The sequence below is a fragment of the Parathalassolituus penaei genome (assembly GCF_026626885.1).
Classification (GTDB): domain Bacteria; phylum Pseudomonadota; class Gammaproteobacteria; order Pseudomonadales; family Oceanobacteraceae; genus Oceanobacter; species Oceanobacter penaei.
In genome coordinates this window covers 98,304-123,842 of sequence record NZ_JAPNOA010000056.1, presented here as the reverse complement: position 1 = coordinate 123,842, position 25,539 = coordinate 98,304, and the positions used below count along the sequence as shown (strand labels likewise).

Below are 25,539 nucleotides of genomic sequence, written 5' to 3'. Positions count from 1 at the left end.
CCCATGCCAGCCAACAACATTCTGCCTCGCCTGTTGTGGCTGGCAGCCCTGCTGGCCATAGCCGCAGTGGCTGTGCGCCTGACCGGTAACAACCAGTCATTGTTCCTGATAGTGAATCACTGGGCACATGACTATCCGGCGGCACTGTGGAGTAATCTCACCATGGTGGCCGACACCCTGTTTGCCATGACCGCCCTGCTGGCCGTGTGTGCCGTACGGCCCGAGTTATTGCCGCGAGCCTTGTTGTTGTTACTGGTTGGCACCCTGGTCGTACACGGCGGCAAGGCTTTTTTTGATGCTGCCCGCCCGGCAGTAGTGCTCGCCCAGGACAGTTTCTACATCATTGGTCCGAAGCTGAAACACCATAGTTTTCCATCCGGCCATTCGTTTACGGTGTTTGCCTCTATGGCACTGATTGCCAGTCAATGCCGTTTGCCAGGCCAGTTATTGGTGCTGGCCGTCGCCGCAGCGGCAGCCTTCAGCCGCATGGCCGTTGGGGCGCACTGGCCTCTGGATGTATTAACCGGCTCTGCGCTGGGCCTGATTGTCGCAGCCATCGTACTGGCGTGGCGGCCGCTGCCTGCGTGGTCGGAACATCCGGCCACACTTTTGCTGACCGTAACCATTCTGACCCTTGGTACTATTTACCTGCCTTTTTTCAACAGTCGTTACCCACATGCACAGTTGTTGACCAGTACCTCCGCCGTAGTCGCGGTTCTGGTCGCCTTAAAATGGTTCTGGTGGCCTCTGATGAAACTCACCACAAAGCTGATTCAGGACAAGAGGGGCTAATTACCCCCTCTCTGTTCAATAATATTTTTCTTTATCCCTTTTTAACTCGTGCTATATAGTGGCTGTCAAAATTTCGGCCGGTGGGTAACCGACGGTCAGAATTAGGTGTTTTTGAAACAATAATTCAACGCAACTGTCATACACTGCCAGTTTGCGTGTACTAAAACAGTCAGAGATCTAACTATGCGTCGAGTGGTGGTTACAGGTATTGGTATCGTCGGTTGCCTTGGTAACAACAAGGAAGAAGTACTGGCGTCATTGCGTGAACAACGTTCAGGCATTCGTTTTATTCCCGAGTACGCTGAACTGGGCATGCGCAGCCACGTTGCCGGCCGTCCGAACATCGATCTGGACGCTCTGATCGATCGCAAGCTGAAGCGCTTCATGGGCGACTCTGCTGCCTACTCCTACCTGTCACTGAAAGAAGCAATTGAAGATGCTGGCCTGACTGAAGACATGGTCTCCAACATCCGTACCGGTCTGGTTGCCGGTTCCGGTGGCGCTTCTACCAGCGACATTGTTGAATCTGTCGATATCATCCGTGACAAGGGCATCCGTAAAGTTGGCCCATACCGTGTAACCCGTACCATGGGCTCCACTGTATCCGCCAACCTGGCAACCCCGTTCAGCATCAAGGGTGTTAACTACTCCATCACTTCCGCGTGTGCGACCAGCTCTCACTGCATCGGTCACGCCATGGAACTGATCCAGTGGAACAAACAGGACATCGTTTTCGCCGGCGGCGGTGAAGAAGAGCACTGGTCCCTGTCCATGCAGTTCGACGCCATGGGCGCACTGTCCAGCAAGTACAACGAAACTCCGGAAGTTGCCTCCCGTGCCTACGATGCCAACCGTGACGGTTTCGTCATCGCTGGCGGTGGCGGCATGCTGGTTCTGGAAGAATACGAACACGCCGTAGCGCGTGGCGCGACCATTTACGCCGAACTGGTAGGTTACTCTGCCACTTCCGACGGCGCCGACATGGTTGCTCCGTCTGGTGAAGGTGCTATCCGCTGCATGCAGGAAGCCCTGGCCATGGCCGGTAACCCAACCATCGATTACCTGAATACCCACGGCACTTCTACTCCAGCCGGTGACGTCACCGAGCTGAAAGCAGTTGCCCAGGCGTTTGGCGACAAGATCCCACCGATCAGCTCTACCAAGTCCCTGACCGGCCACTCCCTGGGCGCCGCTGGCGTACAGGAAGCCATTTACAGCCTGCTGATGCTGAAGCACGGTTTTATGACCGGCAGCGCCAACATCAGCGAACTGGATCCAGGTGCAGAAGGTTTCCCAATCCTGCGCGAAAACAAGGAAGCAGAGCTGAAGACAGTTATGTCCAACAGCTTCGGTTTTGGTGGCACTAACGCCGCCCTGATTTTCAAAGCACTGTAATTGGACTCGCAGACAGCTACCGGGGAGGTAGCCGTCTGAATATAGCCCGATGCCGGACACCGCCAGACAATGGAGGCGTTCGACATCGGGCTTTGGCCAGTTGACGTTTGCTGGCCACATCCGTCCGAATATCGGCAAATAACGGAATTGATTAACCATGTCCGAACAATCAGCAACCAAGCAAGTAGACCAGCTATTCCAGATCGCCGAGCAGTTATCGGCTGATTTTTCCCTGTTTCCGGAATACGAAGACAACGCTGTAGACAGCACCGTAAAAGGTCTGATCTCCCCTGCCCGCTGCGAGAAAAAGCTCGCCAAACTGGCCACCCTGAACATCGATGAATACATCGAGCAGGTTGTTGCGCCAAGCGAAAGCGCCCAGCGTCCAGGTTCCAAGTCCATCGTTCAGCACCTGATCCTGCGCACCATCACCGAAGTGGAAGATGGTCCGTTGTACTGTGCTGAAGCCGAAATGGACTTCAACGGCAAGGTCCGCCGTGTTGGTTTTATCTGTCAGAACCGCGACCACGCCAAAGGTGTATGGGGCCCACAGCACCACAACCGTGCTGCCCAGGTAGCTCGCTCCTACGCTCGTCGCTCCATGCCGATCATCACCTTCATCGACACCCCCGGTGCTGATGCAGGCGAAGCAGCCAACGCTGCCAACCAGGCTCACTCCATCTCCCACCTGATCACCGAAATGGCCAACAACGACGTGCCAACACTCGGTATCATCTGGGGTGCCGGCTATTCCGGCGGTGCGATCCCTCTGGCGACCACCAACCTGCTGCTGACCGTACGTGATGGTATTTTCAACACCATCCAGCCACAGGGTCTGGCCAGTATTGCCCGCAAGTACAACCTGTCATGGCAGGAATGTGCCAAGTACGTAGGTGTCTCCGGTTACGAACTGCGTAAAGCCGGTATCATCGACGGCATCATCGACTACGCCCCTACCGATGCAGACGAAAAACGTTACAACCTGCATCAGGCCATCGTGACTGGTATCCAGTCTATCGAGAACAAGGCTGCCGATTTCGCCCGTACCAACCCTTACCTGATGGATCACTACAAGCTGGCGGTTGACCGTCTGCTGTCACCATCCGAAAAGCTGAAAAATCTGCAGAAGAACACCAACTTCTTCCTGGCAGATACTCCGACCGAACACGTTAACATCTTCGGTCTGACCTACCGCTACACCCGTTACCTGACCCTGCGTCGCCGTATCCACTCCAGCACCGTTGAAAACTACGGCCGCCTGGCAGAAAAAGAGATTCCGGAAGGCCAGCTGACCCAGCGCATGGAAAAGGAAACCCGCCGCAAGTTCCAGAACTGGCTGCAGGCTCCTGAGAAAATCGTTTACGACGATATGCTGAGCAAGAGCTGGAAGAACTTCTGGGCCAAATACGACGAGCGTGATGACACCCGTGGTACCCTGGCACGTCTGTTCCGTGGCGAACCAAAGAACAACTACCTGAAGGCCAAGCAGGAACTCTGCTTCAACCTCGGTCTGTACCTGTTCAACCGCTGGAAATCCGACGCTGCCGTTAACTTCCAGGGCCTGCTGAACTACCTCGAAGATTACAAACAGAGCCGCTTCCTGCTGCGCGCCAACGATATTCTGGATGCCCAATCCGTAGCCCAGTTCATCGAAAGCAACCCGCACGCACTGGCGACCTACGTTCGTGAACAACTGCCACACGACCTGCACCAGGACATCACTCTGGGCATGACTCGTGAGAAGTCCCGTGGCGCTCTGGCCCAGTCCATCGCGACTGCCCTGAACACCATTCTGCAGTCTGAACTGATTCCGGAAGGCATCCGTTCTGGCCTGAAGCTGTCTGCCCGCACCGAAGCGCTGGCCAACAGCATCACCAACGTGAAAGTTGAAGCCAACCGTCGCATCCTGGAAGAGTCTCTGGCTCCGTACATCCAGTTCCGTCAGGAAAACATCCAGAACCCGGCTCACCCGGACATCACCATTCTGGACGCCATCCTGCACGACGAACTGCGTCATGACTTCACTCTGGTTTGCCAGAACATGCTGGTATTTGGCCAGCTGTACGACAACTTCATCGGTAACCTGGTGAACGTTGCGAAAGAAGCCAACGAAACCCGCAGCCTGTCTCTGGAGTCCCTGAAAGCCCTGTTGGAGAAATCCCTGGCTGAAGCGACCTCAGGCCCAAGCTACACCGAAGAAGAACGCGATGCCTTCAACAACTGGCTGGCGTACTTCATCAAGAGCGGTCAGCGTGGTGACTTCCTGAAGTCTGTTGAAGAATGGAAGAAACTGGCGTTCCCACGTCTGTCTGACACCCTGTTTGTGGTGATCACCTTCATCTTCGAAAAACTGCTGCCGGAATACTATGTCGCCGACCAGGCTGGCAAGACCTACAGCGGTCGTATCAACCCGGTATCCATTGGTCGTCGTAAAGACTTCTGGAACCGCCTGACCATGGCTTACCACGACCTGCTGATCCAGCAAGTCCTGGATGACACCAAGCGTCAGAAGAAAACTTCTGCCAACGCCCTGATTGGTCGCTTCTTCAGTGACTTCCAGGAGCTGAACGCCAACCTGATGTCTTCTGACCCGGTATCTTTCCCTGGCTTCCGCAGCTCAATCGAAGATGCCCTGAAGAAAAATATCAAACCATGCGGCGTGATCACCGGTATCGGTACTATCCGTATTGGCGAACGCGAACAGCAGGTCGGTGCTCTGGTATCCAACCTCGACTTCCAGGCGGGCGCCTTCGATATGGCCGCTGCCGAGAAGTTCTGCAAACTGATGGTTGAGTGTGCTCGTCAGCAGCTGCCAATCGTCTGCTTCGTATCTTCTGGCGGTATGCAAACCAAAGAAGGTGCAGCAGCACTGTTCTCCATGGCAGTAACCAACGACCGTATCACCCGTTTCGTGCGTGATAACGATCTGCCAATCGTGGTATTCGGTTACGGTGACTGCACCGGTGGTGCCCAGGCATCCTTCGTGACTCACCCGCTGGTTCAGAGCTACTACTTCTCTGGTACCAACATGCCGTTTGCTGGCCAGATCGTGGTTCCAAGCTATCTGCCAAGCACCAGCACCCTGTCGAACTACCTGTCCGTGTCCTCCAAGTCCATGGCTGGTCTGGTTCGTCACCCGTTCTTCGATGACCTCGACAACCGTCTGCGCGCCATCGACCCGGATATGCCAATTGCCCGCTACAGCGTGGAAGACGTTCTCGGCCGTGTACTGCAAGGCTACGTGAACGCTGCCCGTCTGGCTCCGGACACTGGCAAAGGTGCAACCGCTGCCAAGAAATTCGGCAAGATCGACAAGGTACTGGTTCACGCTCGTGGCTGTACCGCGGTCAAACTGATCCGCAAGGCTCAGGAAAACGACATCAAGGTTATTCTGGTTCAGTCTGACCCGGACATGGATTCCGTACCGGTTGACCTGCTCGGCCCAGAAGACCGCGTGGTATGTATCGGTGGTAACACCCCTGACGAATCCTACCTGAACGCCAAGTCCGTTCTGCGTGTCGCGCACCACGAAAACGTGAAAGCCCTGCACCCTGGTATCGGCTTCCTGTCAGAAAGCAGTGCGTTCGCCGCCCTGTGTGGTAACCACGACATCAACTTCGTTGGACCACCAGTGTCTGCGATGGAAACCATGGGTAACAAGTCCAACGCCATTAACACCGCTATGCGTGTGAAAGTGCCGGTGGTTCCTGGTTCCCACGGTATTCTGACCAGCTCCGCCAACGCCGCTGCGGTTGCCGATGAAATCGGTTACCCAGTACTGCTGAAAGCGGTACACGGTGGTGGTGGTAAAGGTATCCAGGTTGTTCACTCAGCCGACAAGATGCACACCCTGTTCCACCAGATCTCTACCGAAGCCAAGGCTGCTTTCGGTAACGGTGACGTATACCTGGAAAAATTTGTGACCTCTCTGCGTCACATCGAAGTTCAGGTTCTGCGTGACAGCCATGGCAACACCAAGATCCTGGGTCTGCGTGATTGCTCCGTACAGCGTAACAACCAGAAGATTTTCGAAGAATCTGGTTCCACCATGCTGCCACGTGAACTGGAACAACTGTCTTACGACTACGCAACCAAACTGGCGGATGCCGTTGAGTACGTAGGTGCCGGTACTGTCGAATTCATCTTCGACCTGGCTGCTGACACCATCTACTTCATGGAAATGAACACCCGTCTGCAGGTAGAACACCCTGTGACCGAACTGGTGTCCGGTATTGACATCGTCAGCACCCAGTTCAAGATTGCAGAAGGCGCGAGCATTGCCGACATGGCTCCTAAAGCCAACGGTTATGCCATTGAAGTCCGTATCAACGCTGAAAAAGCGGTGATGAAGGGTGACGAACTGCAGTTCGTTCCAACTCCTGGCCAGATCCGCGAATGCGTACTGCCGGAAGAGGATTACATCCACCTGATTTCCATGGCTGCTCCTGGCAAGAAGGTATCGCCGTTCTACGATAGCATGATCGTTCAGGTGATCTGCTACGGTAAGGATCGTGAAGACACCATCGCCAAGCTGCGTGAGTACCTGGATCGCGTGAAGATCACCGGTGTTTGCACCAACATCCCGCTGGCCAAACGCGTGCTGGATGACGAGGTCTTCCGTAAGGGCATTTACGATACCGGTTACCTGCCTAAATTCCTGGCACGTATCGATCTCGAAGCCCTGATCAAGGACATCGAAGACGCTGCTGATCTGTCTGCCAACGCAGTAGATGCCGCCGCCCTGAAGATTGAAGGCTCTGACGAACTGAAAGTTCTGTCTCCGTCTACCAGCATCTTCTACGGCTCCTCTTCTCCAAGCGAACCTGCGTTCGTGAAAGAAGGCGACATCATTGATACCGAACAGACCCTGTGTCTGATGGAAGCCATGAAACTGTTCTCACCACTGGCGCTGAAGCAATTCAACCGTCAGGGTGCTGAACTGTATCCGGTTAACCAGAAGTACAAGGTTACCCGTATCATGAACAGCGATGGTCAACAGGTGAACCAGGGCGACCTGTTGTTCGTGGTGAAGCCAGTCGCTGGCTGATCCCCTGTCGAACAAAGCAGTAAATAAAAAACCCGGCTTATAGCCGGGTTTTTTATTGGGCGACGGTTATGGCGTCGGGCGTCGGGCGTCGGGCGTCGGGCGTCGGGCGTCGGGCGTCGGGCGTCGGGCGAACAGCATGCATCAACGCCGCAAATAACCTCCACGCCATCACAGCCAACGGCAGTTCCTACAAAAATACAGCTTTCCCCAGCGCAGCTGGCCACCGTTAATCGCCCATCTGGGCGAGCCGGGATTTACCGCAACGGCAGACCCAGCCGGGGCATGGATGCCCCGCAAGGCCCGTTGGCACAGGGATGTGCCATCTGGCCGGGGGCGATCAGCCGTTGCCAGGGAATACCGGAAAAACGAGCACAGTCGGGCAAAAGCAGGGGGAGGCCCGCCCGGCCGGGGGACAAGGTCCCCCAAGAGGGCAAGCGGCGGTGCAAATTAACAAGCCGAGTAGCCGCAAAGCGCCAGACGCCAAATCCGATCGCGGCCCGATCAAACGCCATCAACGATTACAAACCAAGTTCAACCCTTGGTTTGCCACCTTTCTGCGCCCCACACAGGGTCACACGCCCAGACAGAGAGCTACCCCGCTGATCCTTGAAGCCTGCCAGCTCCGCCTTGATCAGACGACCACGTTGATCCGCCAACGCACCCCATTTATCCCCCAGGTTTTTCACTTCGGAATCCGAAACAAACGGGCAAACCTGCAACTCCAGATTGGTACGGGTATCCATCATTTCCGCAACCTTGCCCAAGTACTGACGATGCTCGTCAGTCAGTTCCGCTTTACCGCTTTCAAATTGCAAAGGGTCAAGACGAATCGCCAGCAACTTTTCGCCCGCGTACTGCGCCACGCTGATCACCGTGGTGTACGGCTGCAGCAGCTGTTTGAGGTAATACATGGCCGCGGTTTTGACAGCTGTCTGGCTCAGCTGAGACAGGATGTCGTTGATACCCACATTCGGGTTATCCAGAGAACCGGTGATCGGCAGATCCATCTTGAGGTTGTTGTTCTTGTCCTTCAGCAGCGACAAGGCAGTCTCAACCGGCATGGAAATCTGCTGGCTGACGTTCTGGATAATGCGTTCATCGGCCGGTTCGAATTCGCTGTTTTTAAGACGCAAGGTCGCATTACCGTTCATTTTGCCGCGATCGAAATCAATATCACCATTCACCCGCAGCATGCCTTTCTTGACGCGGTAGCCGATGGAATCAATCACATACGGGCTCAGCGGCACCAGATTCAGCTGGGTGACGTTAATGCCCAGATGACCATCCACATCACCACCTACCAGACCGATCTGGCCGGTAAAGCGGTTCTTGTTGTACTCATCCAGCGATACCTGGGCAGTAAACTCGGCACGTTGTACATCACTGCGCTTGCTGGCGAACAATGTCGCATTGGTAATCACACCAAGATTCAGCAGATCCAGGGTGACGTCGGTACGTACTTCCGGTTTGATCGCCTGATCATGCCAGAACACCAGACTAGGTTTATCCTCACGCTGCTGGATACCGGCAATCCGGAACTGCAACATAGTGCTGTTCTCAGCAGTGGTTTCCTTGCCAGAGGTGACAACCTGTCCGTTAGGACGCTGCGGAATAAAACGGATATTACCGTTGGCGTCACGCTGCATACGGATTTGTGCCGCCGCAATTTCGTTTACGCCAGTGGTCAGCATCTGGCCATCAAAATAAATCGACGGCACTTTGTACTCTTCAACCGACAACAGGGTATTTCCAACCAGACTGTCGGAACCCGCAGCGGGCTGCTCACGCACACTGGCGCCACTGATAACCAGGCTGGAAATTTCCTGCAGTTTGGCGGTCGCACGAATGCCGTTGAGACGAATCTGATCAGCCAGCACCGGAATATAGTCGTCCACCAGCATCGACAGACCTTGGGCAGAAAAATCGCCATTCAGCTCAGGCTGACGTCGCCAGTCACGAACGTCACCCTTCCAGACCAGAGTAACCGGCTGCTGCAAATGCACACTGCTCGGAGCCAACGGAGCGCCTACATTCAGTTTGCGCAGCTCCATGCCGCCTTCCAGTTCAATCGGGTCAACCGACTCGCTGTTAATGGCACCAATGCGGTTATCCCCCATTGCCAGCCCAACTTCCAGGCCGGCCTGCTGCCAGTGCACCAGAATGCCAGTCATCCGGATGCCAGCGATATCCACTTCAAATGGCAACGGCTGGGCCTTGTCTTCTTTTGGTTCTGCTGCCTTGCTGGCGTCTTCGGCGCCAGTGGCGTCCGCCGCAGCGGTAGCCGTCGCGTCAGCTGCAGGATCGGCAGCAGCAGCTGTATCAGATGCTTTTGACGTGGCTTCCGCCGACGCCAGAATCGGCCCCAACCAGGTGGCTCCAATCAGGTAACCATCTTGTGAACCGCTGGAGACTTCAACGCCCTGTAACTCGTGCAGGGCCGTTTTCAGATGGTTCTTGCTGAATTCGATGCGCTGAACCTGATACCGGCTGACTGACAACAGGGTGGTTTCCAGAGCCGCGGCCTTCTGGGAGCCAGTATCGGCTTTTGGTTGCACCGGTAGTTTGCTGGCCTCAGGCGCAACGTGAATATCTGTGCCTTTTAATGGCGCTACCGCCGGTTGCTCCGGAACGGAAGCCTGACCACTGGCCACCTCGATTTTCTGTTCATTCGCAACCACTGCCGGGGCCGCTGACGTTGCCGCCGTAGCGATCCGTTCACCAACCAGCAAGTCTTCCAGCAGGAACATCCCCGCCGACTGGTCCTTGAGGGTGGCATTAACACCGGCCAGACGAGCGCCGCCAAGCTGGATATGGGCTTGCTGCTTGTACAGCACATCCAGCCCTTTGAGCTCAATGTCAGTACGCAGGCGACGCGCCTTGTCATCTGACCAGTCTTCCACCTTGCCGTGGGTTACTACTGTCAACGGACGCAGCAGTCGCACCGGATCAGGCTGCTCAAGCTCCAGGCTCTGAACGCGAATCTGGGTGCTGAAGTTGATGAGGTCAGGGCTATGGGTATTGATATCGCTGAGTGCCAGATCATCAATCGCAACCTGGGCACGACGGGGAAGATTATTCTTGCTGCCTTTTGGCTGCTGCCAGCCAAGCTGAATATCGGTGAAATGCAGGCTGTCGAGCTCTACCGCAGGCAAGGCTGCAAGCTGTTCCTTGAGAGTCTGTTCAACACTGCCATCAGCAGCCGTTTCGTCAGCAGACGCGGTTGCCAGAAACTCGAGACCCAGCGCCTCAATGCCGTTGGCGGTACGAACTGCACGAGCGTGCAGGCCGTCGAGATCAAAGTTGGAGATCGCCACCACACCGTCCACCACACGACCGGTGTCGAGATCCAGTACCAGCGTGCCCAGCTCGCTGCGCTCACCCTGTTTACCCGGGTGATTAAACACCAGACCGGATACTTCCAGACGCCCACTCCAGAACGCCAGATCCCAGCGATCAATGGTGAGCTGATAACCTTCACCCTGCTCGGCGTACCAGTTCTGGGCTTTTTTCACCAGATACGGCGGCACCAGATACCAGAGCACCGGCAACAGAATGGCAACGAACAACAGCAGTCCCAGTACAACACGCCCGACCACAAACAGCGCACTGCGGCGGCGCCGGCGACGACCACCCTGTGGACGGCCGTTAGCTGGGGTATGGGTCTGTTCAGTAGGCATAAAAATCCCTGTAAATCAGAAACAGTGTGATCTTAAGACCAGAGTGCAGCGGCCAGGCCACTGGCCCGCTCCACCCGGTTTTGCACGCCTCGTTGCCAGCACTCCGGACTACTCAACAAGGCGAAGTGCCGACGGGCACGAGTAATAGCGGTATACACCAGCTCACGGCTGATCAGCGCCTGCCAGCGCTCCGGCAACAACAATAACACCCGATCAAACTCCGAACCCTGACTCTTGTGTACCGTCATGGCAAAGGCCGTTTCGTGGGAAGGCAAACGTCCGGGCAGGTAATAACGGATACTGCCATCGGTGTCTTCAAACGCAACCCGGGGTTCATTGCCCTGATTATGAACCATAATGCCTATATCACCATTAAACAGACCAAGATCATAGTCATTACGCGTCACCATCACCGGACGCCCGATATACCAGGGTGAACCGACCTTGCGTTGCAGACCGGCATGAGCCGTTAACAGTTCTTCAATCTGACGGTTAACGGTTTCAACCCCCTGATTACCCTGTCGGACTGCAACCAGCACACGAAATTCCGCAAATGCTGACAAAACCGACCGAACATCACCCTTCTTGAGAGCTTCACAGTAATTCTGGTATCCACCAACCACCCGTTGTTGCCACGGTAACAAGGCCCGCCGAGGACTTCCCGCAGGCAATTGATAAGTAGAGTCAAGATACAGATCCGTCGTGGCAAAGGAATTAAAACAGCGGATCGTAGCCGCCACATCACCAGCATTCACGGCTTTTGCCAACTGACCAATACCACTCTCTTCGCTAAAACGCCGCGAGTAATACAACCGTGCAACGGCATCCTGCAACGGACTACGCCATACCCCGACAGAAGGCTCCAGATCGTATCCCAACAAGGATTGCAGTCGCTCGGCAAAACCGGCCGACAGTCCAAATCCGCCATCCGGGTTGCTGACATCCGCCAGCACACTACCCGCTTCCACCGACGCCAGCTGATCCTTGTCGCCCAGCAACACCAGACGAGCATGAGGAGCCAGCGCCGACAACAGCTGATACATCATGGCGAGGTCGATCATGGAAGCCTCGTCCACGACCACACAATCCCAAGGCAATGGCCGCTCCGGTCCATAGCGAAAGCCATCCGGCGTCCAACCCAACAAACGATGCAAGGTAAAACTCTCATCAGGAATTCGCTCAGAGCCGGGCAAATTATCGCGCTGCCGTGACTGGCGGATCGACTCCAGCATACGCGCCGCGGCCTTGCCGGTGGGGGCGGCAAGCGCAATGGTCATGTCAGGATGTTGCCCCAACAAGGCACACAACATACGGGTTACCGTGGTGGTTTTACCCGTGCCAGGGCCGCCGGTGATAACACAGAAATGTTGGAGACAAGCCGTGGCCGCGGCCACCGCCTGCCAGTCTGGCCCAGCCTGGCCTGGATGATGAGGGAACAAGGCGCGTAAGGAAGCACCCAGTTCAGCATCGGCAGGATTGGCGGGGACTACCTGAGTACGACTGCGAATCGCTGATTCAACGGCTTGCTGATAGAAAAAGTAGCGTGCCAGATACAAACGCACCGGTTGATTCTGGCGGATTTCCAGAACCAGTGGTTGACCAGCCCAGCCGCTGGCAGGCAACGGCTCATGGGGAATGTCCGTCTGCTGAGTCCAGACCACATCGCGGGTTAACGTCTCCAGCAATGCCGTATTGGGCCACCAACGCCCCAATTCCGGCAGTGGGCAATGATCCAGCGGCAAACAGACCTGACCTCGCCCCAGCGCCCAGCTTAACGAACAGGTCATCACAAACAGGCTGGCAGCCTGATCTCCGGCAAAACGCTGGTCACTCCAGTTCAACAACTGACCGGCCATTTGCACATCAATACTGCGCAACCGGCGCTCCTCGACCAGACGTGCCAGCTCACGGCGTAATCCTTCAGGCAAACGGTTATCCATCAGAGGGTTCATACCGCGCTCTCCTTGTTTGCCGTTACCAGCAGGGTTTGTTGCCAGCGCTGCAGTTCCTGCAGGTCAACCGGCCGATACTCAACACCGGTTTTTCCATCCGCCGTCATACCGCGCAGAAACAGATAAAACACACCACCCAGATGTTGCCGTGGATCGTAATCCGCCAGACGCTGACGCAGGAATGCATCCAGCGCCAGGGTGTACAGCCAGGCTTGCAGGTCGTAGTGATGGGCCGCCATCGCAGTGCTCAGACGACCCGGCAGATAATCATCGGTCAGTTCACCGAGGTAATTGGATTTGTAGTCGAGCAGGTAATAACGACCGTCAACACACACCACCAGGTCGATAAAGCCCTTGAGGTAACCAGAGACCGGGCTGAAATCGAGCTGATGATGTTCCACCAGTGCCTCAGCTCCGGTTCCAGCGCCATTCACCGCGGCACCAACGTCCAGCAGCGGATTCAGCATGGATGCGCGCAGCTTGCGAATAGGCAGACAGAACTCCATTTCATCGAGACGCTGGCGCTTGCCAACATCCGCCAGCCGGAACGAGCCAAAGGCACCGTTTAACGGCGTCCGGGCGATCTGTTGTAACCAGTGACAAACCGCCAACAACCGCTGCGGACGTTGTTCATCATCGGCACCCGCCACTCCGTAACGTTGCATTTCACGCTCAACCAACAGCGCCAGGGCTGCTTCGTCTTTAAAATCCCAATGTTCCAGCATGCTGTGCAAACAGGTACCGGCGTTGGCGCCTTTCGGAAACTCCCGCGCAGCCACCATCACCGGCAGCGCCGCTGGCTGATCCTCAAACCCGAACATCTCGGCCTGACCACTGCCAGCTTGTACCAGACTGCTGGCAACCTCGTTCATAAAGCCCGATGCCAGGCCTCCCGCCACCGCGTGTGCGGCACTCAATACCTCATCCGAGCGCAGGCCATCATCGTCTCCCCCCAGCCACAACAGCTCGTCAATGCTGGCTTCGACCTCTTCGGCTTTGCCACCCCGTGGGCGGGCTAACGAGGTAAAACTGCTGACTCGCCAGCTGTCGTACAAGGAACGCCGGAATTCCGCAGCCTGAACCACCTCTTTCAAGGCTGGTCCCAGCGGTTCGGAGCCCTTTGGCCATAACGGAAACGGCGTCACGGCAATACCTGCTGCCGCCAGCGTCGCATGGTCGGCCTTGGCAAGATCCAGCTCCAGTGTTTCTACCTGCAACAGGTCGCCCAATGCCGTACCGGTCAACACCGCTTTTTTGTAGCTTTGTGCCTGATTCAGCCAGATAAAACAGCCCTGTTTGGGACGTGTCAGCGCCACGTATAACAGGCGCATGGCTTCGGCGCGGTTATCCCGCGACTGTTTTTCTTTTGCCTCGTCATCCGGATCAAGATCAACCACCACGCCCAGATCTTCATCAAAATAACGCGCGCCCAAATCACGGTTATTGTCACTGACATCGCCCCACAGAAACGGCAGGAACACCAACGGGTATTCGAGCCCTTTTGACTTGTGAATGGTCACAATCGACACCAGGTTGGCATCGGTTTCGAGACGCAGCTGCGCCTCGTCCTGTTCCCGATCATCAAAAATCTGGTCGGTTAACCAGCGCAACAATGCCTGATGTCCACGCAGGCGTCGGCTTGCCTGCTGCAACAATTCACCCAGGTGCAACAGGTTGGTCAGACGCCGCTCGCCCTGATCCAGACAACGCAATTGCACGGCGCGCTGGTCGTGCTCCAGCCACAACATCAGCGCCGCCATAATGCCCTTGCGCTGCCAGCTCTGCTGATACTCGGCCATTTTGCCAAGCTCGGCTTCCCACAGCGGCTCATCGTTCAGCAAGGTATCCAGTTGGCTGGCGCTGTAGCCGTGAGATTCAGTGGCGAGCGCATTACGCACGGCGCGTTCGTCAGATGGGTCCGCAACGGCGGTTAACCAACTCAGCAGATCCATGGCTTCGGAACTGGCAAACACCGAGTCGCGCGACAGGAACACGCTGCCAATGCCAAGTGCTGACAACGCTTGCTGCACCAGACTGGCCTGGTACCGGCTACGTACCAGCACCGCCACATCACCCGCCTTGACCGGATCATCACCGAGGCGACCATTACCGGTCAGCAAGGCCAGAATCTGCGCCGCACACTGGCGCGCGCACAGGCTACGGGCCGCTGCCAGCGACTGACGGGAATCGTCTACCCACAGCTGTAAAGGTGATTGTGTTTGCCAGCTGCCACTGGCATCCAGCTGGCGGAAGGCTTTCTGGTCGTGAACTCCGGCCGCCGCCACCGCTACAAACGGAATATCCTGATCAAACACAAACGGTGCCGGGTGTTGCAAAAACAGGTGATTCACAGCGTTGACCAGCTGGCTGTGACTGCGCCAGTTGGTATCGAGGGTGAAAATCCGCTCCGCAGGCAAGGAACGCCGGGCACCGATGTAGGTAAAAATATCCGCGCCACGGAAGGCATAAATGGCCTGTTTGGGGTCGCCGATGGCACTCATTCCCCACTGCACCGGCTCATCATTCATGGCGGTTTGCGGATAAATACGCGAGAAAATCCGGTACTGCAGCGGGTCGGTATCCTGAAACTCGTCGATCAGTGCCACCGGATACAGGTTACGAATGCGTTCGGCCAGCAGGGCACCACCGGGACTGTCCAACGCGGTATCCAGCAGACGTAACAGATCGTCCGGTGACATGGCACCGTCACGTTCCAGCAGTTCAAAATAACGACTCTGCACCTGCTGATACCAGTGCTGGATCAGTTGGACTTTCAAGGGTTCAACCGCATCCAGAAAGGCCTGAATCGCCTCGAATAGCGGATGTTCCGGCGCCGCTCCGTTCTTCTTCAGATGTTTGGGGGTGTGCTGATATACCGACCCGAAACGCTCCAGATTCTCGGGCAATTCCAGACTCATATCCGCCGCCAGCCAGCGTTCGATACGCTCCGCCCAGACCGGCAGCAACGCCGCCCGATAGTAGGTGCCACTGAGGCCCGACGCGGCGATTTTTCTACACACCCCGTCCGCTCCCAGCGCTTGCCATTGCTGACGCAGTGCTGGAAAACCGGCTTCCAGCCGCGTCCAGACCGCCTGAAAATCAAATTGCGGATCCAGCGCCGGTAAAAACTTCAGCCCGCTGCGCGATAACCAGCCACGCAGCATCTGTTGTAACTGCTCCGGTGTACCGAACAGCTGTTGCAGATAGGACACCTGCTGGCGATTTAACGGATACTGGCCATTACGCCAGACGTCCTCACAGGCCTGGCGCAAATAGCTGGCAGAATCCAGCACCAGTTCGGCGCTGAACATCACCCCGGCATCAAAGGCAAACTGGCGCAACATGCGCTGGCAAAAGCCGTGAATGGTGAATACGGAAGCGTTATCCATCTGGGCCAGATTGAGGCGGAACCAATCCGCCATGCGGTTATAGTCCTGCAACAGCAGGCCGTCGGATTCCGCCACGCCGATGCCAGAGGAAGACTGATTGGCAGCCAGTGTCTGCTCAACCAGTGCCGCAAAGGCCTTGTCGGTCATGGCATCACCACGGGCCGCCCGTAACAGATCGTCGAGGTTGCCACGAACACGATCACGAATACGGCCACGCAGCTCTTCCGTTGCCGCATTGGTGAAGGTAACCACCAGCACCCGGTCACAGCCCAACGGCGCCAGCCCGGTCTGATGCCCCAGCAGCAAACGGCTATACAAACTGGCGATGGTGAAGGTTTTGCCAGTACCGGCACTGGCTTCGATCAGCGACTGCCCTAGAACCGGAAAGGTTGAAATATCAAGACGTTGCATCAGGCATCCGCTCCTGTTTTCGGGCCATCCTCGTGTTCGGACAGATGCGCCAACAAATCATCCAGCACCCAACGGTGCTCCTCAAGCCAGGCCAGCGCCTGCTCATCGTCAGCAATCTGGCTCGCCAGCTCAGGCAAACAACGCTGAACAGAGGGTTTGCGTAACTCACCAAACTCACTGTCGGCCGATTTGCGGATCGCCACGACCGCCTTGTCGGGGTCGCTGATCTGCAGCAATCCCGACATCAACAGGCTGGGCAAACAGGACGACGGTTGCTGCCAGCATTGCAGGTAGAACTGGCAATAACGCTGAATCAGGGCCGCCGCCAGATCGGGTTGCGGGGCGCGCAGATAGTAGTGAACAAATTCCTTGCCAGCCCCCGGAAAATGCAAACCGGACACCCGTCCAGGTGCCACGGCACTGACCAGTAGCAGATCGAGCCAGGCATCCAGCAGATGCTCACCACGGACAGTGCCGGTCCGGTAACGCACCAGCACGTCACCATGCAGATGCTGCAGCTCACCCAGAATTTCATAATCGCCATATCCCGGACAGCTCAACGGCCACAGCAAGGAAGCCGATTCAACCGGAGCCGCCAGCAAGGGCACCAGCGCATTGCGCAGTGGCAACAGCCGTTTATCCAGGCGTTCGGCCTCAACTTCACCCAACGCCCTCACCGGCAACTGGCCTAACGCCTGCTGACGGGCCACAAACAAGGGTTCGCCCGGCTGCAGTGCTTCAGCAGGTTGCTGCAAAAGCCCCTGCAACCGTTCTGAGCGCAAACGATAACTGTCGAGGTTATCGAGGCTGAACGGTTCTTCTGTTGGGTGTTCCTGCCACCAGGGGGCCAGATTGGCGCGCAAACGGCGGCGCACAAAAAACTCGGCACCATTACGCAAGGCGGCTTTAACGTCTTCCCACAGAATCTGCCGCGGCGTCTGCCCCGGTTGCAACTCGGCGGGCAATTGCAGCGGTTGCTCCCAGAAGCGCCGCGCAGCCGGCAAACTGCCACTGACCGCCGCCGCAACACCGGCCCACAAGGGCTGATAACCTCGCACGGCTCGTACCGGCTCGCTGTTGAAAACACTCGGATTAAACGCCTGCAATGGCAGCGCTTCACACAACCAGTTTTGCAAATGCTCACGGCTCTGCGCTGGCTCCAGTGTTTCATCACCCTGCAGGCAGAAACTGTCGAGCACATAATCCTGCAGTTCACTCACCAGCACCGATGGCTGCAATTCGTTGTTCTCGCGGGCATCACGGCCCCGGTAACTGATATACAAATGCTGCTGGGCGGAACACAGGGCTTCCAGAAACAGGTAACGGTCGTCGTCGCGGCGCGAACGGTCGCCACGGCGGGCTTTACCGGCACTGATCAGGTCAAAACTCACCGGTGGCACCGAGCGCGGATAGTCGCTGTCGTTCATACCAAGCAGACATACCACCCGGAACGGAATGGAGCGCATCGGCATCAGGGTACAGAAGTTGACCGGCCCCGCCAGAAAACGCTGCCAGCCGCCCTGCTGCCCCAGTTGCTCCGAGAACCAGGCACGCACCAGTGTGGCCGACAGCGGCAGGTCCGGCAGCGCACCGGCCAGCTCCAGTTCATCACGCCAACGGCTGACCAGATCACGGATTTTCTGAACACTGGCCTGTTGCGCCACTAACAGGCTGCTATCAGCGGCCGGACTGAAAAAAGCATCCACAAGCTCCGGAATGGCACTTAACCAATCCTGACTGCTCGCCAGGTTGCGCAACCGCTGCTGCCAGAGCTCGAGGGTATCGACCAGTTGCAGCAACTTGCCCAGCAATTCAGCACGGGTGCCTTCGACAGCCGCCACCGGCCAGTCATCGTGCCAGCCCGGCGACTGGTCGGGCACCATCAGCCCCAGCAGCAGTTGCCGTAATCCTTTACGCCAGCTGTTCTGCTCAAATGCCGGCAAGCCGAGGCTGGCACGCTGCTCACCATCCAGCCCCCAGCGCACCCGCGCCCTTAACAACCAGTCGCGAATGTCATCGAGTTCATCATCACCAATATCAAAACGGGCACGTAATACCGGCACATCCAGCCAGTCTTGCACTTCGGTTACCAACAGTCGGCTGTCGGGCAGCCCCAGCAAGCCCAGAAAGGCCGTCAGAACCGGGTTTTCCGTCACTAACGACTGGTCGGCAATTGCCCAGGGAATGCGGGTTTCGGCGCTGACGCTGGAAAATACGGCGTCAATATAAGGGGCATAGAGGTCCACATCCGGCACCATCACCACCACATCACGCGGTTTGAGGCTGGTGTCCTGCTCGAACCAGTACAACAGCTGGTCGTGCAGACGCTGCACTTCACGCAGCGGGCCATGGGCGGAAATCAGGCGGATCGAATCATCGTTGCTGGCGATCGCGGTTTTACCCTCACTGGAACCATCACGGCAGCCTTCCGCCGCCAGTTGCTGGCGATCGCTGAGATCGAGGATATCCTGCTGAATATGCCGCAACAGGGTTTCGCCCGGCGTGGCATACCAGGCCTCAATATCGTCAACCTGCTCGGAATCGTGCACCAGTGTCAGGAAATCCCGACCAACCCGGCCCCAGCTGGCCAGCAAGGGATTACCGCGATCCAGATAGGCAGCGGCATCTGGCTGACGTTGCAGAATGCGCAAGCGACGACGGTCATCAACGATATCGCCCCAGAAGTTGCGGCACGGATTCAACAGGAAAAAGTGCACATCAATGACCGGACTGATCGCCTGCAATACTTGCCAGTAGCTGCCCGGCAAAGCGGCAATACCAAACACAAACAGGCGTTTGGGCAAATTCGCCAGCCGCTCCGGATAACGTTTTACCAGATCAGGCAAGGACTCCAGCAAACGGGCGCGGTGTTCAAGATTCTGGCCACTGGCTTTGGCATCAGCCACCAGCGCCCGCCACACCAGCGGTTGCCAGGGTTGCAGACTGATATCAGCGCCGTCGATGTTGTCCTTGCCGTTTTCCCAGTCCAGCAGCCAGTCAGGCCGGTACACCAGATACTGGTCAAACAGGTCGGCGATGTTCTGGGCCAGCTGATACAGACGGATATTGCGAGGATCGTTATCGAGGTAATGACGAATGGCCTCACATTGAGGCTCTTTTAACAAGGCTGGCAACAGCCGCACCAGCTTCCAGGCCATCAGGGCCTTATCGAAGTGGGAACGCGACGGCAAATCGGGCTGCAGATGGTTAAAAACCTGCCACACAAAACTGGATGGCAACGGAAATGCGAGTTGTGCCGCAACCCCCAGGCCATCAGCGACATTCAGCCGTAACCAGTGCGCCATACCCTGACTCTGGACCAGAATGGCCTCTTCGTCGAACGGAGATGGCGGATTCTGGCGCATTTGTGAGAGCAGAAGCTCCTTGAGGATTTCCAGGTCATTGGAATGGTATAGCTTCATGCACAGGCACCATCAGCAGTCTCGACATGCCTGACATTCTATCACTGCCAATCGGCAGGCCACGACCCGGAGCCAGAATCCTGCGACAGCCAATGACGCAGGAACCCTTGCCCGGACTCCATGGTCTGTCTGATGACCCAGTTTTCAGCTTCTGTTAGCGTACCCCCGATTCGACCCAGGAGTTTCAGCCATGGACAGTTTTGCCAATCGCCAGCAACAGATTTACCAGAGTTTCCGGGATCAGATGAACAGCCAGCCGCTTGTCAGCGATGGCAACCTGAACAAGGGCAGCGGCTGCCTGTTGGTGCTGCGTTACGGGCCCGACGTTACCCGCCCACTGGAAGAAGTGAGCCGTCGTATCGCCAGCCACATTCCTGCACTGACCTACAGCGCCGACAACCTCCACACCACCATAGCCACCGGCTCGGCGTTACCACTGCGCGCTCGTGCTCATGAAGATGAATTAACGCTGTTTAATCGTTATCGCCAGTTCCTGTCGACGCGAGTCACTCGTATGGCCGAACACTGGCTGGGCGATATTCGTATCCAGCCGCAGGGGCTGCTATTTAATCGCAACAGCGTGATTCTGGCCACAGAGCCTTGTGAGGCATTTATTGAGCTGGCGAAAGCCATTCAGGTCGCCGCCAATGAGGAAGAACTGCCCATGCAAATGCCATGGGGCAGCCATATTACGGTGTCACGTTTTTTGCCGGAGCAACACGACCTGACCATTCTGCCCGACCTGTTGCAACCGCCGCGGTTGCCGGAATTCCTGCAGCCGGTTGGGTTGCAACTGGTGTGGTTTGAATGCAGCGCCAAACACTTCCGTTTTATCGAGGAGCCTTGATTCCACCCGTTCAGGACGGGTCCAGCAATCCGGTTCGTGCAGTGCTGGTGCCACCAAACACCAGCAGCTGCATTTCCATCAAACGGCTGACCAGCCTTACGGTGTCCGCTTCCAGCTCCGGGTCGGACAGCAGCTCCAGAATCGGCTCTTCCGAAATCAGCCACAACCGCAGCCGATGCTCATACAGAACATCCACCAGCCAGATCAGGCGTCGCAAGGCATTGGGCTCATGCAACAGACGTCGATGAATCCCCGATACCACCACCTGCGACCAGCGCTCAGCAATTTCGAGATAATCCAGATGCGAACGCGGCCCCATACAGATGGCTTCAAAATCAAACCAGACTACGCCCTCACCTTCCGCACGGGCATTCACAGCACGACCACTCAGGCGTACCAGCCGATTGTCCAGGGTTAACGAGCAGCCCGCGGTAGCTAACAGCGCCAGCAAACGGTGATCGGATACCTCATCCGCGGGAGCCAGATACTGCAGGGATGTATCACCGCCACGACGGCGATAATCGCGCGCGCCATCCAGGTGGAGGATGTCAAAGTTCCGATTCACCAGCGCAATGATTTTCTGGGCCTTGTGATGATGATTAGGATCGGGCAACAGATTATCCGGCGGGTAATTGGAGGTCAGCACCACAAACACCTGCTGTTTCAGCAAAACGGCCAGAAAGCGCTCCAGCAACACCGCATCAGCACCGTCGTGAACATGAAACTCATCCAGACAGAACATCCGGCAATTGGCGGCAACTTCATGGGCGAGGGTGATCAGGAAATCGGTGCCACCACCGGGGCGGGACATGCCGCGATGTAACTCCCGAAGAAAGTGATGGTAATGCAATCGTCGTGAAGCCTCTGGATACAGGGCAAACAGAGCATCCATCAGCAGGGTTTTGCCTCGCCCCGGTTCGCCCCACAAATAGGCACCACGGGGCTGACGGCGACGAAAAAACGCTACCTTGCGCTTCGGGCGCTGGGATTGATGCTGCAACTGCTCCAGCGCTTCAGCCGCCTGGCGCTGGCTGTCGTCCAGTTCCACGCCCTGATTCTGCAGATGTTGCACCAGTGATGTACGTTCGACCACGCCCTGCTCCTTACACCGGCTGACGAATTCCAGAAAGCGGTCGGCATGATACTACGGTAGTAAATGGATACCACTGCAGGAGCAGATTGGGTCAGTTCGCAGGCGCGTTACGCTGGGATGGATCACGCTGAAACGCCTTGCCCGGCAACCCGGCTACCTGACGCTGGTTAGAACAAGCTTGTGCCCACCAGTACAACTGCTCAAAGGTGCGCCCCATATAACCTTGCCATTGACCAGACTGACTGGCGTCAGCGATTGATCCATCTTCCGCAAACACCGTTTGTGCCGCCGGTACATGAATCATGGCCGACACCGGCAAACAGCCCAGTTCCGCCAGAAACGTACGCATATTTACTGCGGCTCGGGCACCACCCCATTGACCGGCAGAATAGGTGACGATGGCACTGGGTTTGAACGAAAACAGCGAACTGCCAAAGTGATTAAGCAGATCCGCCAGCGCCGGACTCATGGAATGGTTGTACTCCGGGCTGACCATCACGTAGGCATCCGCTGCCGCAATCTTCTGCGCCAGCGCATCAAGATCAGCAGGCACATGACGGCGGGACCAGGCGAAATGTGGTTTGAAGATCGGACCAGTAGCAAAATCGAGCGGATCGATCAGCTCAACCTCGAGGTCCGCAAAGGTCAATTGCAGTTGTTGCTGACAGGCCAGCGCGACGCGCAGGCCAAGACGGGCAGGCGCCGGTGGCGTGCTGTCACGCACCGACCCCAGAAATACCAGACACTTCATGATGGAACCGAACCGGAGATCAAAGGCCGCAGACTGCCGCAGCCATGGTTGAATAACAAGTCCGGAACCAGTGCTTTACAGCCAGTTTTACCAGGCTTTGTACGGCAAAAACTTGCCATTCATGGTTAATACCACACGGTCGCCTTTTGGATTTTCTTCCTTGGCAACATCCATGGTGAAGTCGATAGCACTCATGATGCCGTCGCCGAATTTTTCCTGAATCACTTCTTTCAGGGTTTCACCATAGACGCCAACAATCTCGTACAGGCGATAGATCAGCGGATCTTGTGGTACCTGCCACTGCCATTGTTTGGTCGGATACTGCATCAATGCAGCCTTGACCTCATCGGACAGTTCCAGCAAAGCGCAGAGCTTGGCAGCCGGTTCCGCTGGCATACTGTTCATTCCCAGACAGGCGGAGGTAACCCAGACAGTGCCCATGCCGATGCCTTCGGCAATGGCTTCCCAACTGAGATTGCGGGCAGATTTGGCCAGAATAATGGCTTCAGTCATCTCAACCTTGTTCACAACGGATCTCCTGAGGTGCGTCGGTGATGGAATCAGAATCCGGCCTCGCCTCCCCCGATGCCCAGGCCGGAAACCACACTATAACCAGCGCTCCAGCCCATACCGAAGGCCGTCAGGGGAATCCAACGGACATTGCGGCTAATCATTCAAGCCACACACCTACTGCACAACATATCATGTAACGGCCGATAGACAGACTTTTGTTCTGACCATCCAGACCGGTGATCACGCAGCGCCCTCTGATTTGAAGCACTCTGGATGATCAACATCCTGATTCGGAACCTTTGCCGGATTGCCGGTCGAATCTTCACAAAACCCGAAACATGTCAGGTTTTACCAGCCCGCAAAGGGAACGGATTGTTTGAAGAAAAGCACCCACAAAGCTATGATCTGCACAATTCTCAAGCGACACGATGGATCGGCCCCGAGTTGACGACATCCAAATCCGAATCCCGCAAGCCTGCTTCAAGCCCTCTGGATGATATTACCCCCGCAGAAACCGGCCTTTTGCTGGTTTGCTGGCTGTTTTTCCTGCTGAACTTTGCACTGGTTAGTTATGCTCTCTATTCAGGCGCAGCCTGGTGGGCATTGGCACTTTTTCCGCTATCTGTCTATACCGCCGATGCGCTATCCGGTATTTCGCACTTTTACCTCGATTACCGCCGCACCACGCCAAATGTTGGTCTGCGCGAGCTGTATTTCTTCAAGGGTAACAAAGGCTCACCCAAGTACCTGAAGATGCGCGAAGAAGCGATGGAAAAAATATCACCGCTGGAAAAAGTAGTCTTCGACTTCAAAACTCATCACCTGAGCCCAGGTGCACTGGCCCGTCGCAGTTTTATGCGTCTGGCTGCCCCTATGGTGATGTTTATCGGCTTCCCGTTGGCATTGGTGTCTGGCGGACTCTTTGCGCTCGGTATCATTGGCCCGGCGTTGCTGGTTTTTATCTGTATGTTCAACCTGATGCTGTCACTGGCTCAGTACGCCCACGCGCTGGCGCACCGTCGTGAAATTCCGGGTTGGGTACAAGTATTGCAAAAACTGCATATTTTTATCACCAAGGAAGCCCATAACATCCACCATCAGGACCTCGGCATGGACTTCTGCATCCTCAGTGGCATAGCCAACCCGCTGGTTAATCGCATCTTCAATTTCTGCCGCCGTCGGGGCTGGATTTTCGAGGATGGTCTGACCCCTGTCTGATTATGGTTACCAAAGTTCGTCGCACGTCGGCACGCCCGTTGCCGCTGACTAACCGTCAGCGGCGTATTCAGCTCCTGATCAAACTGCCGTTGTTTGCCGTGCTGCACCTGCTGTCGTGGCTCGGTCAGGCTCGTGTGCGCAGGCTCGCCGCACACCCACGCACAGCCCAGATTGTCACCTGGATGATCCGCAAACTGCTGGGGCGTCAGCGCCTGTACTGTGAGCACAACTTTGAGCAGATTCTGGGAGAGCGCAGTCTGGAAGAACGGCAACGCATTGAGCGTATGTTCTACCAGAACATGCTGGGCGCGGTTGCCGAAGGCATCAGCCTGCCCCCTGCCTCACCAGATCCGAAACACATCCGCAGCTCCGGTTTGCAGTATCTGGACGATCATCCCAATGGGGTGATTTTTGTATCATGCCATCTGTATGGCTGGGAAATCAGTCGTCTGAACCTGTTCCGTATGGGAATTCCGGTGTATAGCCTGTACCGGGATTTTTCCGATCGCCTGCTGAATCACCGCAGTTTCAACAGCACCAACCGCTTTGGTGACCCACAGTTTTATATCCCGACCTGGGATACCAAACGCATGATCCGACACATCGCCGAGGGTGATAACGCCTTTCTGTTTGTCGACGTCCGCACCAAACGAGGCCGTAATGGCAAATTGCTGAATTTCTGTGGCAAGCCGGCATGGACATCAACCTTTGCCGCCAGCATGGCGCTGACCCACAACAAGCCGCTGATTCCGGTTTATATCCTGCAAGACAAAAATGGTGACTATCACCAGTGGTTTGAAGAACCGATTGATACCAGCTCAGGTGACCCTGTAGTGATTACGCAGTTGATCAACGATTCCATGTCGCGCCAGATTATGGCCAATCCGCATTGTTGGGCCTTGTGGGATAACAACCGCTGGGCACCCTGACGCCAACGCCTGTCTCATAAAAACGGGCGGTTTACAGAACCGCAAAAAACAAAGGGGCCCACAGGCCCCTTTGTTTTGCTCGACAGAAACTGCCGTTATTTCA

At 56.3% G+C, this 25,539-nt stretch carries 13 protein-coding genes; 6 read left to right on the top strand and 7 right to left on the bottom strand.

What is annotated here, in order from left to right; translation table 11 throughout:
- Positions 1 to 3: 3 nt before the first annotated feature.
- The 3 genes from OUO13_RS15330 (at position 4) to OUO13_RS15320 (ending at position 7,234) form a co-directional block, all read left to right on the top strand.
- A complete protein-coding gene (locus OUO13_RS15330) occupies positions 4 to 792 on the top strand; it encodes a phosphatase PAP2 family protein (RefSeq protein ID WP_283174771.1) in 789 nt (262 codons plus the stop codon).
- Positions 793 to 975: 183 nt separating this feature from the next.
- Entirely contained in the window at positions 976 to 2,187 is a 1,212-nt protein-coding gene (gene fabB / locus OUO13_RS15325) for a beta-ketoacyl-ACP synthase I (protein WP_283174770.1), read from the top strand.
- A gap of 157 nt (positions 2,188 to 2,344) precedes the next feature.
- Entirely contained in the window at positions 2,345 to 7,234 is a 4,890-nt protein-coding gene (locus OUO13_RS15320) for an ATP-binding protein (protein ID WP_283174769.1), read from the top strand.
- Positions 7,235 to 7,752: 518 nt separating this feature from the next.
- On the opposite strand, the gene OUO13_RS15315 is transcribed toward OUO13_RS15320, so the two are convergent.
- The 4 genes from OUO13_RS15315 to recC are packed head-to-tail and all read right to left on the bottom strand — an operon-like array spanning position 7,753 to position 20,085.
- Positions 7,753 to 10,911, bottom strand: coding sequence for a DUF748 domain-containing protein (locus OUO13_RS15315; protein WP_283174768.1), 3,159 nt, complete (start codon positions 10,909 to 10,911; stop codon positions 7,753 to 7,755).
- A 32-nt stretch (positions 10,912 to 10,943) separates the two neighbouring features.
- Positions 10,944 to 12,863, bottom strand: coding sequence for an exodeoxyribonuclease V subunit alpha (gene recD / locus OUO13_RS15310; RefSeq protein WP_283174767.1), 1,920 nt, complete (start codon positions 12,861 to 12,863; stop codon positions 10,944 to 10,946).
- The gene (gene recB, locus OUO13_RS15305) at positions 12,860 to 16,663 is read right to left on the bottom strand and encodes an exodeoxyribonuclease V subunit beta (RefSeq protein ID WP_283174766.1); all 3,804 of its coding nucleotides are present in this window, start codon (positions 16,661 to 16,663) and stop codon (positions 12,860 to 12,862) included. Before recB ends, recD begins: the two co-directional genes overlap by 4 nt.
- Positions 16,663 to 20,085 carry an exodeoxyribonuclease V subunit gamma gene (recC, locus tag OUO13_RS15300; protein WP_283174765.1) on the bottom strand — a complete coding sequence of 1,141 codons (3,423 nt, stop codon included), beginning with the start codon at positions 20,083 to 20,085 and terminating at the stop codon, positions 16,663 to 16,665. The genes recB and recC overlap by 1 nt, the downstream gene beginning before the upstream one ends.
- A gap of 190 nt (positions 20,086 to 20,275) precedes the next feature.
- Here recC and OUO13_RS15295 point away from each other — a divergent pair, with 190 nt between their 5' ends.
- The gene (locus OUO13_RS15295; RefSeq protein ID WP_283174764.1) at positions 20,276 to 20,932 is read left to right on the top strand and encodes a hypothetical protein; all 657 of its coding nucleotides are present in this window, start codon (positions 20,276 to 20,278) and stop codon (positions 20,930 to 20,932) included.
- Positions 20,933 to 20,942: 10 nt separating this feature from the next.
- Here the strand turns inward: OUO13_RS15295 and zapE are convergent, their stop codons facing one another.
- The 3 genes from zapE to cynS all read right to left on the bottom strand — a co-directional run bounded on the left by zapE (position 20,943) and on the right by cynS (position 23,304).
- Positions 20,943 to 22,025, bottom strand: a complete 1,083-nt coding sequence (gene zapE / locus OUO13_RS15290) for a cell division protein ZapE (protein WP_283174763.1) — start codon at positions 22,023 to 22,025, stop codon at positions 20,943 to 20,945.
- 91 nt (positions 22,026 to 22,116) lie between these two features.
- A complete protein-coding gene (locus OUO13_RS15285; RefSeq protein WP_283174762.1) occupies positions 22,117 to 22,776 on the bottom strand; it encodes an NADPH-dependent FMN reductase in 660 nt (219 codons plus the stop codon).
- A gap of 87 nt (positions 22,777 to 22,863) precedes the next feature.
- Positions 22,864 to 23,304 (bottom strand): cyanase, encoded by a 441-nt coding sequence (gene cynS / locus OUO13_RS15280; RefSeq protein ID WP_283174761.1) that lies wholly within the window; start codon positions 23,302 to 23,304, stop codon positions 22,864 to 22,866.
- Positions 23,305 to 23,733: 429 nt separating this feature from the next.
- Here cynS and OUO13_RS15275 point away from each other — a divergent pair, with 429 nt between their 5' ends.
- Positions 23,734 to 24,507 (top strand): fatty acid desaturase CarF family protein, encoded by a 774-nt coding sequence (locus OUO13_RS15275; protein ID WP_283174760.1) that lies wholly within the window; start codon positions 23,734 to 23,736, stop codon positions 24,505 to 24,507.
- Positions 24,508 to 24,509: 2 nt separating this feature from the next.
- Positions 24,510 to 25,436 (top strand): lysophospholipid acyltransferase family protein, encoded by a 927-nt coding sequence (locus OUO13_RS15270; protein ID WP_283174759.1) that lies wholly within the window; start codon positions 24,510 to 24,512, stop codon positions 25,434 to 25,436.
- Positions 25,437 to 25,539 lie beyond the last annotated feature (103 nt).